Source organism: Heyndrickxia acidiproducens DSM 23148, from assembly GCF_000374345.1.
GTDB lineage: Bacteria > Bacillota > Bacilli > Bacillales > Bacillaceae_C > Weizmannia > Weizmannia acidiproducens.
Genome location: NZ_KB893977.1, coordinates 1 through 12,897, shown reverse-complemented (window position 1 = coordinate 12,897; position 12,897 = coordinate 1). Strand labels below are relative to the sequence as shown.

11 protein-coding genes, 1 other RNA gene and 1 riboswitch are annotated in these 12,897 nt (G+C 45.5%); of the genes, 11 read left to right on the top strand and 1 reads right to left on the bottom strand.

Going from position 1 to position 12,897, the window contains the following annotated elements; translation table 11 throughout:
* Window positions 1-94 precede the first annotated feature (94 nt).
* From C232_RS0100990 to C232_RS0100950, 8 genes are all read left to right on the top strand, one after another.
* Complete coding sequence (locus C232_RS0100990) at window positions 95-646, top strand: SLOG family protein (RefSeq protein WP_018660309.1); 552 nt, start codon at window positions 95-97, stop codon at window positions 644-646.
* An 84-nt stretch (window positions 647-730) separates the two neighbouring features.
* The gene (gene gpsB, locus C232_RS0100985) at window positions 731-1,036 is read left to right on the top strand and encodes a cell division regulator GpsB (protein ID WP_018660308.1); all 306 of its coding nucleotides are present in this window, start codon (window positions 731-733) and stop codon (window positions 1,034-1,036) included.
* Window positions 1,037-1,182: 146 nt separating this feature from the next.
* Window positions 1,183-1,579, top strand: an RNA gene (gene rnpB, locus C232_RS19150) — RNase P RNA component class B.
* 130 nt (window positions 1,580-1,709) lie between these two features.
* The gene (locus C232_RS0100970; protein ID WP_018660302.1) at window positions 1,710-2,852 is read left to right on the top strand and encodes a THUMP domain-containing class I SAM-dependent RNA methyltransferase; all 1,143 of its coding nucleotides are present in this window, start codon (window positions 1,710-1,712) and stop codon (window positions 2,850-2,852) included.
* A gap of 117 nt (window positions 2,853-2,969) precedes the next feature.
* Window positions 2,970-4,490: a carboxypeptidase M32 gene (locus tag C232_RS0100965; protein WP_018660300.1), complete on the top strand. Its 1,521-nt coding sequence runs from the start codon at window positions 2,970-2,972 to the stop codon at window positions 4,488-4,490.
* A gap of 74 nt (window positions 4,491-4,564) precedes the next feature.
* A riboswitch (purine riboswitch) is annotated at window positions 4,565-4,666 on the top strand.
* Window positions 4,646-4,870 (top strand): hypothetical protein, encoded by a 225-nt coding sequence (locus tag C232_RS19710; RefSeq protein WP_155891524.1) that lies wholly within the window; start codon window positions 4,646-4,648, stop codon window positions 4,868-4,870. Its footprint overlaps the riboswitch before it by 21 nt.
* Complete coding sequence (locus tag C232_RS0100955) at window positions 4,845-5,432, top strand: xanthine phosphoribosyltransferase (protein ID WP_018660298.1); 588 nt, start codon at window positions 4,845-4,847, stop codon at window positions 5,430-5,432. Before C232_RS19710 ends, C232_RS0100955 begins: the two co-directional genes overlap by 26 nt.
* A complete protein-coding gene (locus C232_RS0100950; RefSeq protein WP_018660295.1) occupies window positions 5,429-6,736 on the top strand; it encodes a nucleobase:cation symporter-2 family protein in 1,308 nt (435 codons plus the stop codon). The genes C232_RS0100955 and C232_RS0100950 overlap by 4 nt, the downstream gene beginning before the upstream one ends.
* 148 nt (window positions 6,737-6,884) lie before the next feature.
* Here the strand turns inward: C232_RS0100950 and C232_RS0100945 are convergent, their stop codons facing one another.
* Window positions 6,885-7,088: a hypothetical protein gene (locus tag C232_RS0100945; protein WP_018660294.1), complete on the bottom strand. Its 204-nt coding sequence runs from the start codon at window positions 7,086-7,088 to the stop codon at window positions 6,885-6,887.
* Window positions 7,089-7,265: 177 nt separating this feature from the next.
* Here C232_RS0100945 and C232_RS0100940 point away from each other — a divergent pair, with 177 nt between their 5' ends.
* The 3 genes from C232_RS0100940 to glnA all read left to right on the top strand — a co-directional run bounded on the left by C232_RS0100940 (window position 7,266) and on the right by glnA (window position 12,856).
* On the top strand, window positions 7,266-10,880 hold the full coding sequence (locus C232_RS0100940; RefSeq protein ID WP_018660292.1) for a dynamin family protein: 3,615 nt from the start codon (window positions 7,266-7,268) through the stop codon (window positions 10,878-10,880).
* A gap of 176 nt (window positions 10,881-11,056) precedes the next feature.
* Complete coding sequence (locus C232_RS0100935) at window positions 11,057-11,452, top strand: MerR family transcriptional regulator (protein ID WP_018660290.1); 396 nt, start codon at window positions 11,057-11,059, stop codon at window positions 11,450-11,452.
* Window positions 11,453-11,518: 66 nt separating this feature from the next.
* Entirely contained in the window at window positions 11,519-12,856 is a 1,338-nt protein-coding gene (glnA, locus tag C232_RS0100930; protein ID WP_018660288.1) for a type I glutamate--ammonia ligase, read from the top strand.
* The last annotated feature ends 41 nt before the right edge of the window (window positions 12,857-12,897 follow it).

The following is a 12,897-nucleotide window of genomic DNA, read 5'->3' as shown; positions in this document are numbered from 1 at the left end:
CAACGGAAATGCAGCAAGGATAATGATTATCCTTGCTGCATTTGCATAGGGAGAGCTAAAATAAACGTAAAAGAAAAACGGGGGGCGGAAGGATTTGGGAAAAGTTGTCGCCATTACCGGTTATAAACCGCATGAACTCGGAATCTTTCAATTGGAACATCCGGCAGTCCATTACATCAAAAAAGCCATCAAAAAACGGCTGCTTGAACTGCTGGATGAGGATTACGAATGGGTCCTGATTTCCGGGCAACAGGGCGTTGAATTATGGGCAGCCGAAGTTGTCTTTGATCTGCAGCAGGACTATCCGGAATTAAAATTGGCAGTTTTGCCGCCGTTTGAAGGGCAAGAGGAAAAATGGAAGGATGAGCAAAAAGAATATTATGAAATGATTCTCACGCAAGCTGATTTTACCGCTTCGATTTCCAGACAACCGTATGAAAGCCCGCAGCAATTCCGCAATAAAAACCGGATATTTTTACATAAAAGCGATTGCCTGCTCGTATTATATGATGAAGAACGTGAAGGTGTTGCAAAATTTCTTTATGAAGAGGCGAAAAAATACCAGGTTTCGCATCCGTATGACATCCGGGTCATTGACTTTTACGAATTACAAGTAATAATAGAAGATGAACAAATGAATTTTTAATGTTTATGTACAATAAAATTGACAAACAATTTTGTTTTTGAAAAAATGAAATTATGTTTGGTGAATGATAAGGTGGTGCAGATGATGTTAGCTGATCAGATTAAATTGACCGCTAAGGATATTTTGGAAAAGGAATTTAAAACGGCTGTGAGAGGCTACAGGCAAGAAGAAGTGGATAAATTTTTGGACTTAATCATAAAGGATTATGAGACCTTTCATCAAACCATTGAGGAACTGCAGCAGGAAAACCTCCGTCTCAAAAAACAAGTTGAAGATGCCGGCAAGCGGGCCCCCGTTCAGCAGCAACTATCCGGGACAACCAATTTCGATATTTTAAAACGCTTGTCGAATTTGGAAAAACATGTGTTTGGCAACAAACTGAACGATTAAAACAGCTTTTGCTGCTTTTCAAGGTTTCCGGTCATCGTGCGGGATTCTTTGTAACCTTCACACTGGCAATTTTTCCAAAACGCGTAAAAAATTGCTGCTTGCATGTTTTGTTATCTTTGTATATAATAAATAAGCATTCGCAAATAACGTTTGGGTAATCGCTGCAGCAGCTTCCGGCTGTTGTTGAGGAAAGTCCATGCTCGCACGGTGCTGAGATGCCCGTAGTGTTTGCGCCCAGTGAATCAATAAGCTGGGGCGGCCTGTAATCAGGCTGACGGCAGGGAAAATGCCTAACCCGCTTTTCTGCGGCATGGCACGAATACCTTGAAAGTGCCACAGTGACGAAGCTTTATGGGAAACCATAAAGGTGGAACGAGGTAAACCCCGCAAGCGAGTAACTCAAATTATGGTAGGGGCACTCTTTCTGAGGAAATGAACGAAGAAAGAGACAAGCTTTTGGCTTGTAGATAGATGATTACCGCCTTCGTACGAGATGAAACCACATCGTTTGCAGTACAAGGGCACAGAACATGGCTTACAAAACGTTATTTTGGTTTGATACTGTGATGAATGGGGGCCTGGCGCCGCAATCCGTAAAATGCCTGGTGCATGCGCGGAAGGGTGTCCGGCCTTTTTATACATAATCGGATGGTTAAAGAATTCAGGTGAAAACATGTCTAACTTTCAGATCATCGCAACAAGTGCGATGGGCATTGAAGCGATTGTCGCAAAAGAGGTAAGGGCCCTCGGATATGAATGCAAGGTGGAAAACGGCAGAATTGAATTTACGGGAGATTCTGCCGCGATTGCGCGTGCGAATCTCTGGCTTCGTTGTGCAGACCGCATCAAAATCAAAGTTGCAGCATTCAAGGCTGAAACGTTTGACGAACTGTTCGAACAGACGAAAGCGATTCACTGGGAAGATTATCTGCCGGTTGATGCCGAGTTCCCTGTCCAGGGGAAGTCGGTAAAATCAAAGCTTTTTAGTGTCCCGGACTGCCAGGCAATTGTAAAAAAAGCTATTGTGGAACGTATGAAGTCCCATTACAAACAAGTGAACTGGTTTACGGAAAACGGGCCGCTTTTTAAACTGGAAGTGGCTTTATTGAAAGATGTGGCCACGATCACCCTCGATACGAGCGGAGCAGCCCTGCATAAACGCGGCTACCGTGCAGCACAGGGGCCGGCGCCAATTAAAGAAACGCTTGCTGCTGCAATGATCCGGCTGACAAACTGGCATCCTGACCGCCCGTTCAGGGATCCGTTTTGCGGTTCAGGCACGATACCGATTGAAGCGGCGCTGATTGGCCAGAATATTGCCCCCGGTTTTAACCGTGATTTTATCAGTGAAACATGGCCGTGGATGGACAAAGAGGTCTGGCGTGCGGCGCGTGAAGAAGCGGAGGATTTGGCCCGTTATGACCAGCCATTAAATATCATGGGCTCCGATATCGACCATAAGATGATTGAGATCGCCAGCCAAAATGCCAATGAAGCGGGGTTGGGCGGGATCGTCCGTTTCAAACAGATGCAGGTGGCCGACTTTACTTCAAAAGAGGAATACGGCGTAATCCTCGGCAACCCGCCATACGGGGAACGCCTTGGCGACCGTGCGGAAGTGGAAAATATGTACAGCGAGATGGGCCGGGCATTTTCAAAATTGGAAACATGGTCCGTCTATATGCTCACGTCATATGAAAATTTTGAGCAAGTTTACGGAAAAAAAGCGACGAAAAAACGGAAACTGTTTAACGGCTCAATCCGGACAGACTTGTACCAGTTTTGGGGGCCGAGGCCGCCGAGAAAAACGGAATAAAAATAAGCACAGCCAAAAGGGTTGTGCTTATTTTTTGGGATTCTCCATATCCATAAATGTATTTTTTTGAAAAATATGCTAGCATGAACTTGCGAAACTTTATTTGGGGGAATGAAAATGGCTGGCGGACAAAACCTGCAGTTGGAAACTGAATTTTTAGAATATGTGAACAAAATGAAAGGATATGAAGAGGCACTCGGGTTAATCTACTGGGACTTGCGGACCGGGGCTCCGAAAAAAGGTGTTGAGCAGCGTGCTGAAGTCATTGGCATACTATCAGGTGAACTTTTTGCCATGTCGACTTCAGAGAAGATGGCCGCTTTTATTGCCGGGCTTACCCCGCAAAAGGACAGGCTTTCGGCAATCACCGCTAAAACACTGGAAGAATGCAGAAAAGAATACGACCGCAACAAAAAAATTCCGGCTGCTGAATTCCAGGCCTATACAGTACTGCAATCAAAAGCTGAAAGTGTCTGGGAAGAAGCGAAAGCAAAGGCTGATTTTTCTTTATTTGAACCCTATTTGGAAAAAATCGTTTCCTATAAGAAAAAGTTTATCCAATATTGGGGATATGAAGGCAACCCGTACAATACACTTTTAGACTTATACGAACCAGGCATGACAACTGCGGTTCTTGATGACGTGTTTGCACAAGTAAAGCGCTCAATTGTGCCGCTCGTTCAGAAAATCAGTTCATCCGCCCAAAAACCGGAAACCGCTTTTCTTTTTAAAACATTTCCGAAAGAAAAGCAAAAGGCTTTTACGCTAAAAATACTGGAACAGATGGGTTTCGACTTTCAGGCAGGCAGGCTGGATGAAACGGTCCATCCATTTGCGACCGGCTTAAATCCCGGGGACGTAAGGATTACAACACGATATGACGAGAATGACTTTCGTATCGATGTATTCGGCGTGATGCATGAAGGCGGGCATGCGCTGTATGAACAAAATATTTCAAAAGATTTGACGGGTACGCCGCTTGCTGCCGGCGCCTCGATGGGAATACATGAATCGCAGTCATTGTTTTATGAAAATATCATTGGACGGTCTTACGCTTTTTGGAAAAAGAATTACGATGTATTAAAGGAATTTGCGCCCGCACAATTTGATGGTGTGCCGTTAGAAGATTTTTACCGGGCTGTAAATGAATCCAAACCATCGCTGATCCGCATTGAGGCAGACGTTCTGACTTATCCGCTCCATATTATGGTTCGCTACGAAATTGAAAAAGCGCTTTTTAATGATCATATTGAGGTAAAAGACCTGCCGCAGGTATGGAACGATAAATATGAAGAATATCTCGGAATCCGTCCGGCAAATGACGGAGAAGGCGTGCTCCAGGATGTGCACTGGGCCGGCGGCGATTTCGGATATTTTCCGTCTTATGCGCTCGGTATGATGTATGCAGCGCAATTGAAGCATGCCATGTTGAAGGAGCTTCCAAATTTCGATGAATTGTTGGCGGCAGGCAATTTGCAGCCCGTCCGGGAATGGCTGACAGCCCGCATCCACCAGTACGGCAAAATGAAAAAACCGCTTGAACTCTTGCGTGAAGCAACAGGTGAGGGGTTGAATGCGCAGTATTTAATCGACTATTTAACCGATAAATATACGGATGTGTACCGCTTAACAAGATAGTGAATGGAATTTTAAATTTTCGCTTTTTTCTCTTTAACTTTTCAAATATAGCATTCTAATGTTATAATACGATTACAATTAAATCAGCATTCACTCATATAATCGCGGGAATATGGCCCGCAAGTATCTACCAGGCTGCCGTAAATGGCCTGACTATGGGTGAGCAATGGAAACTCCCACTTACAGGATGTTCTTTTTTTAAAAACATGCTCAAGGGGCATTGCTTACTCATTTTACATGGGGATGCAATACCTTTGAGCTTTTTTGTTATTTTGGTAAACAGCTGCCGCAAAGGGATCAAGTTACAACCACAGCAAAGAATTTTTGCAGCAGAAGACAAGAGGAGGAAGCAATTTGAGGGCATTACAGGAAAAAATTAAGCAGGACGGGCTCGTTTTAAGTGAAAATGTGCTAAAGGTGGATTCGTTTTTAAACCATCAGGTCGATCCTCTTTTAATGAAACAAATGGGGGAAGAGTTTGCCCGTCTGTTTGCAGGGGAAAAGATCACCAAGATTTTAACGCTCGAATCATCCGGGATTTCGCCAGCACTGATGGCGGCTATGGAATTGCAAGTGCCGATGGTTTTTGCCAGAAAAAGAAAACCCTTGACACAGGATTCGGACATGTATACTGCTGCTGTGCGCTCATTTACAAAAAATGAAACAAATAAAATTTCCGTATCCCGCTCCTTTTTAAACGGGACAGACCGTGTTTTAATCATTGACGATTTCCTCGCAAACGGACAGGCGGCAAACGGATTAATAGAGATCGTGAACCAGGCGGGCGCTTCACTTGCCGGTATTGGAATTATCATTGAAAAAGCCTTCCAGCCGGGCGGGCGCGAACTCCGCAGCCATGGCATCCGCGTGGAATCCTTAGCAATGATACAATCACTGAAAAACGGCAAGGTTGAGTTTTTAGAGGAGGCATACGCAAAATGAGATCGAACCAAGCAAAAGTCACCGTATTGGCGATTCAACACGTGCTGGCGATGTACGCAGGGGCTGTCATTGTCCCGATCATTGTCGGCAGTTCACTCGGTATGACCAGCAAACAATTGACATATCTCGTATCCGTGGATATTTTCATGTCCGGGCTTGCGACTTTGCTGCAGGTTTGGAAAAATAAATTTTTCGGCATTGGTTTGCCGATTGTTTTAGGGTGTACGTTTACAGCCGTGGCACCTATGATCGCGATCGGCAAACAGTTCGGGGTTTCGGCCATTTACGGCGCCATTATTGCTTCCGGTTTATTTGTTGTCATCATTAGTCAATTTTTCAGCAAATTGGTGCGTTTCTTCCCGCCGGTTGTCACCGGCTCGGTCGTCACGATAATCGGCATTACCTTAATTCCGGTTGCCATGAATAATATGGCAGGCGGCACAGGCAGCAAGGATTTCGGTTCCATTTCCAATATTGTGATGGCTTTCGGGACATTACTGGTGATTATTGTGCTGCAGCGCTTTTCGGAAGGCTTTATCCGTTCAATTTCTATATTAATCGGCCTTGTACTGGGCGCAGTTGCGGCTGCTTTTGCCGGAAAAGTCAGCTTCGCCCCGGTTTCAGAAGCATCATGGGTGCATATCGTCCAGCCACTGTACTTCGGAACTCCGTCGTTTGAATGGAGTTCTATCGTGACCATGATCCTCGTTGCCATTGTCAGCCTTGTAGAATCAACAGGCGTTTATTTCGCGCTGGGGGATATAACCAAAAAACAGCTGGATGAAAATGATTTGGCAAGGGGCTACAGGGCTGAAGGGCTGGCTGTCATGTTCGGCGGAATTTTCAACTCATTCCCTTATACCGCTTTTTCGCAAAATGTCGGGCTTGTACAGTTATCCGGCATGAAGTCTAAAACAGTCATGTATTTGGTTGCTGCATTTCTGATGATATTCGGCACAATTCCGAAACTGGGGGCACTGGCAACTATTATCCCTGCTTCCGTACTCGGCGGTGCCATGGTCGCGATGTTCGGCATGGTGATCGCATCCGGTATTAAAATGCTGAGCCGGGTGGATTTCTCGAAAAATGAAAATCTATTTATCATTGCCTGCTCAGTCGGCATCGGCCTGGGTGTTACGGTGGTGCCGAATATGTTTTCCCATCTTCCCAATAATATCCAGCTGCTAACAAGCAACGGTATTGTGGCGGGCAGTTTTACAGCCATCCTGCTAAATGCCTTCTTCCATTTGGTTCCATCAAAGGAAAAGGCAAAAATAAAAGAACCCGGGACACAGGTTTCATAAGCATGCAAAAAGGGATCAAATCTATGGGGATTTGATCCCTTTTTGCATGTATCTCAGGTAAAAATGCCGGGTGTCAAACGATGATGGTTGCTAAAATCGGGCAAATGGAATAAAGCCGCTCCCTAATCCGTTTGGCGGCTTTCCCGGCTTAAATCTGATTTTTTGCCCAATCGCTGAATGTACCACTCCCATTGCAGCTTGTGCAATCAAAAGGATAAGCGTATTCGTAACCGGCAGGCGCAATAAAACCGCGGCCGTAACAGTCCGGGCATTTGTTTTTTTTATGCATATTGGCGACAAACTTTTCCTGCCGCGCCGTCTGCCAGCTTGAAATGGCACTGAACAAACCCATTATTTTCACCTCCTGCGCTTCTTTTTATTATTGGAATGCTTTCCCTTTTTTATCCCTTTAGCCGGACCCGTCATAATTTTTAACATCTCCATGATAAAAATGAGTGAATTATAGTATGATTAAGATGAAAAATTCGTTAAAATAGACCTAAATCAAACATTGGGGAGCATAGATAAGATGGTCAATCATTTACAGGAAAAAAACAGTCAGGCAGCAAACAAAATTCTTGCTTTAGTTGAGCACTTTGACCGTAATGGGGATGCGGTCCGCTCCGAAAAAGCCAAAAATCTTTTGAAAAAAGTCCACCAGCAAGATTTTCATATCGCATTTTGCGGCCATTTTTCGGCCGGAAAATCAACGATGATCAATGCATTATTGGGCGGGCATATTTTGCCTTCAAGCCCGGTTCCGACAAGCGCAAACCTGGTAAAAATCCACAATGGCATCGAAAATTTTGCAATCGTTTACGAGGAAGGCAAACCGCCGCTGATGTTTCAGGCGCCATATGACTTCAAACTGATCAAAAATTACTGCAAAAAAGGAAATATCCGTGAAATTGAAATGAGCAGGCCTGGTTCCGAACTTCCGCCGGGTTTAACGGTGATGGACACACCCGGCGTTGACTCGAACGATGATGCGCACCGGATTGCGACCCAGTCTGCCATTTATCTCGCGGATATGATTTTTTATGTGATGGATTATAATCATGTCCAATCCGAACTCAATTTTACGTTTACAAAAGAACTGCTTGGACATGGGCTTGATCTCTACCTGATTGTCAACCAAATTGACAAGCACAATGAAGAGGAGCTGCCGTTTGAAGCATTCCAACAAACGGTTGCAGCTTCATTTGCATCGTGGCAGGTGCATCCGCGCGGCATTTTTTATACATCCTTAAAAGAACCGGGTCATCCCCATAACCAATTCGGGGAATTAAAGCAGCTGATCGAACAGGCTGTAGCCGAAAAAGATCAACGTCTGGCGGCTTCGGTTGAAACCTCATGGCATGTACTGGAAAAAGAACACAGCGCGTGGCTGGAGGAAAAATACAGCGCAAAGGCTGCGGCCTTCGAAGAGATCATTTCCGCACATCCTGAAACAGGAAAGATAGAGGCCTTTGAGGCAGAACAGCAATGGCAGGATAAGGAGAAAGAAGTAAAGGAGCGCGCCGGACAATGGGAGGCTTCTTTTCAGGACTCGCTCGGAACGCTGCTTCAAAATGCCTATTTAATGCCGTTTGAAACAAGAGAAAAGGCGCGGCTGTTTCTTGAAGCTGCCCAGAAAGATTTTCAGGCCGGCTTTTTTTTAAAGAAGAAAAAAAGGGATGAAGCGAGAAGGAAACGCCTGCATGACTTTTATTCCGTCTTGCGGGAAAATGTCGAGGCGCAAATCAATTGGCATATCCGCGCGCTTGCCCAGCAATCGTTAAAGGGCTTGGAGCTTCCGAATGCCGTCATGCTTGAACAGCAGGGAAGAAAGCTTTCCGTTTCTTTCAATGAAGATCTGCTGAAGCAGCAGGTAAAGGACGGGGCGCGGATCACCGGCGACTATATCCTGCGCTACTGTGAAGATGTCTCAGAAAAAATAAAGAGTCTCACGCGGCGTGTTTGTGACGAATGGAAGCAGCAGGTGCTTAAGATGCTCCATATGGAAACAGAAACCCGGCTGGCCGGCATCCGCCGTGAAGTTGCCGCCTGGCAGGCACTGGCCGATGCATACCGTGCAGTGGACCGGCTCAAGCAGGAATTGGCGGAAAAAAAGGAACAGCTTCAAGAACCTGCCCTGGAGCGGGATCAGCTTTATACGCAGCTGCTGCAGGAATGGGAAAATGAGAAGTCCTTGTACCGTGTTTACCGGCAGGAAGATGCGGAAGCGCCGAATGCAGCCGTTGACATGCATGATGATGTATCCGCTGTTAAGGCGGCAGAAGAAACGGCTCCTGTTTCACCGCCGCAAGCTGTGCTGGCTAAAATCAAACAGGCTGCTATACTGCTCGCCGATAAACAAGGTTTTAAACGTTATATTGACCATCTGCGCCAAAAAGCGGGGCGGCTTGAACATCAGCACTATACGGTCGCATTGTTCGGGGCGTTCAGCGCCGGCAAATCGTCCTTTGCCAATGCACTGATCGGCGCAAAGGTTCTACCGGTCTCGCCAAACCCGACAACGGCTGCGATTAACCGAATTTGCCCGCCGGTTTCCGGACATCCGCATGGGACAGCGGCCGTACATATAAAAACGGCTGCACAACTGCTGGAAGACCTTCAACATTCATTGTCCGTATTCGGGCTTTCCTGTACAAATTTTCAGGAGGCGCTGGAATATATCGAAAGCATCCGTTCCATGCAGACTTCAAAACCGAAAGAAAAAGTGCACTTATCCTTTCTGCGCGCGTTTCAAAAGGGCTATCCGCGGTTTCAGGACATACTTGGTTGCGACATTGAAGCCGATTTGCACAGTTTCAGCGATTATGCAGCAAACGAAGAACAGTCCTGTTTTGTCGAATCCATTGATCTGTACTATAGCTGCAGCCTTACGCGGATAGGGATCACGCTTGTAGACACGCCGGGAGCTGATTCGATCAACGCCCGCCATACGGGTGTTGCCTTTAAATATATCAAAGAATCGGATGCCATTCTTTTCGTAACCTATTATAACCATGCGTTTGCGAGAGCAGACCGTGAATTTTTAATTCAGCTTGGGCGTGTAAAGGATGCATTTGAACTGGATAAAATGTTCTTTGTGGTAAATGCAGTTGACCTGGCGGAATCAAATGCCGAATATGAAGAAGTGATGTCCTATGTCAAAGGCCAGTTGTTGCAGTTTGGCATTCGTTCCCCAAGGCTGTACGGCGTATCAAGCCTGCTCGCGTTGAAGGGAGAAACGGAAAAATCACAGCTTGCCGCTTTCCAAACAGGATTCCGCCGCTTTCTCCAAAATGATCTGCTGAAGATGGTGGTCCAGTCCGCGGAAAATGAGCTGGCGCGCGGCCGGCAAATGGTGGAAGCAATCATTTCGTCCGCAAACGAAAGCAGGGAACTCAAAGAAAGCAAACGTGCCCGGCTGCAGGCAATGCAGGAGCAGACAGCCCGCATATTGAAAGAATCAGGCCCTGCGGATTTAGAAGCAGGGGTTGCCCAGGAACAGAAAGAATTATTATATTATGTAAAACAACGCGTTTTTTACCGTTTTCCTGATTTCTTTAAAGAAGCCTTTAACCCGGCTGTCTTAAAAAATGCCCAAGGGCTTCCGGATGCTTTGTCCGAACTGGCGGAAAGCATCGGTTTCGATCTTGCCCAGGAGATGCGCGCTACAACGATAAGATTGGAGAAATACACGAAACAATTATTTCATTCCTGGCAGGCGGAATTGAATACGCGCATCAAAAACGTGCTCGCTGACTTGAACATTCCGGATTTCGAAGCAAAAGACCACGAAACCCCGGATTTTCAGGCTGCTTTTTCAAATTTGGACACCAAACCGTTTGAAAAAACATTCAAGTATTTTAAAAGTGCGAAATCATTTTTTGAGAAAAATGAAAAACAAAAAATGCAGGAGGAACTGCAGGCATTATTCGAGCCGCTTGCCGATGCCTATTTGAACCGGCAGGGGGAAAAATTGGCCGCTTCACTTCATAAATGGATGGAAAAAGAATTCAAACGCCTGCTTTCAGAAGCCGCAATGGATTTGAATGAACAATTTGCGGGTCGCTTTGAAGCCCTGCAGGAAAATGTTAACATAGAAGAATGGATTGAAATCAGAAGAAAACTTGCCGAAAGTTTATCTGACTGATTGCTTATAAGCGGCAAAAGTCATAAACCGGAGAAGTACAGGACAAAGATGAGCGCAGCAGCAGACAATTCAAAGCAAAAAAATAACGAAAAAATATGTAAGATATTCTAACATGTTATTGACAAAAAAACTCACATCGAATATAGTAAAAATATAAAGAAAAGGAGAGTTCAATCATGGGGCGAAAAGAAATACGCCGTTCAATGCCGCTGTTGTCTATTGGCACCGTCATGAAACTGACCGAGTTATCGGCCAGGCAGATCCGTTATTATGAAGAACACGATCTGATTACTCCTGCAAGAACAGATGGCAACCGCCGGCTCTATTCGTTGAATGATGTTGACCAGCTTCTGGAAATTAAAGATTTGCTGGATCAGGGAATCAATGTTGCAGGAATCAAAAAAGTTTTCAATATGAAAAATGAGCAAGCTGCCAGCCCGGTCCCTATTTTTGCGAAAAATCAGGTAACAGATGATGAAATCAGGAAGCGGCTGCGCCAGGAACTATTGCAAGCCGGGCGGTTCCAAAGCCCGAGCTACAAATTGAACGATGCGTCCAGGTTTTTCCATTAATTCGTTTCAGAGCTAGTTTTATAGCTTTAGATATATATTTAATGTCCAAAGGGAGGAATACTGTTCATGCCAAAGTTTACACGCGAAGATATTTTGAAAAATGCTGAAGAGCAAAATGTTAAATTCATCCGTCTGCAATTTACAGACATTTTAGGAACCATCAAAAACGTGGAAATTCCATTCAGCCAGCTTGAAAAAGCGCTGGACAATAAAATCATGTTTGACGGTTCATCTATTGAAGGTTTTGTACGTATTGAAGAATCCGATATGTACTTATACCCTGATTTTAATACCTGGGTGATTTTCCCTTGGACTGCTGAAAAAGGTAAAGTCGCACGCCTCATCTGCGACATTTACAACCCGGACGGCACACCGTTTGCAGGCGATCCGCGCAACAATTTGAAACGGGTTCTGAAAGAAATGGAAGAGCAAGGCTTTACTCAATTTAACCTGGGGCCGGAACCGGAATTCTTCTTGTTTAAATTGAATGAAAAAAATGAACCTACCCTGGAATTGAACGATAATGGCGGCTACTTTGACCTTGCACCGACCGACCTGGGCGAAAACTGCCGCCGTGACATCGTGCTGGAACTTGAAGAAATGGGCTTTGAAATTGAAGCTTCCCACCATGAAGTGGCACCTGGCCAGCATGAAATTGATTTCAAATATGCAGATGCCATCACAGCTTGCGACAACATCCAAACGTTTAAACTTGTTGTGAAAACAATTGCCCGCAAGCACGGCCTGCATGCTACGTTTATGCCGAAACCATTATTCGGCGTCAACGGTTCCGGCATGCACTGCAACTTGTCGCTGTTTAAGGGGAAAGAAAATGCATTTTTTGATCCCGGTGAAAAAAATCTGCAGTTAAGTGATACAGCTTACCAGTTTATCGCCGGCGTTATCAAACATGCGACAAATTTCACAGCTGTAACGAACCCGACAGTGAACTCATTTAAGCGCCTGGTTCCGGGCTACGAAGCACCTTGCTATGTTGCCTGGTCAGCACGTAACCGCAGCCCGCTCATGCGTATCCCGGCTTCCCGCGGCTTAAGTACACGTGTCGAAGTCCGCAGTGTTGACCCGTCTGCCAACCCTTACCTGGCAATGGCTGTCCTGTTGAAAGCAGGCCTTGACGGCATTGTAAACAAGCTTCCGGCACCGGCTCCGGTTGACCGCAATATTTATGTGATGACAAAAGAAGAAAGAGAAGAAGCTGGCATTGTCGACCTGCCTGGAACACTTCTTCAAGCGCTTGACTTCCTCAAATCCGATGAAGTCATGGTTGAAGCACTGGGCGACCATATCGTTGAACACTTCCTTGAAGCAAAAGAAATTGAATGGGATATGTTCCGTACACAAGTGCACCAATGGGAAAGAGACCAATACCTGCAAATGTATTAATAAACGAAACCCCTTGAAGTGTAAGGCTTTGAGGGGTTTTT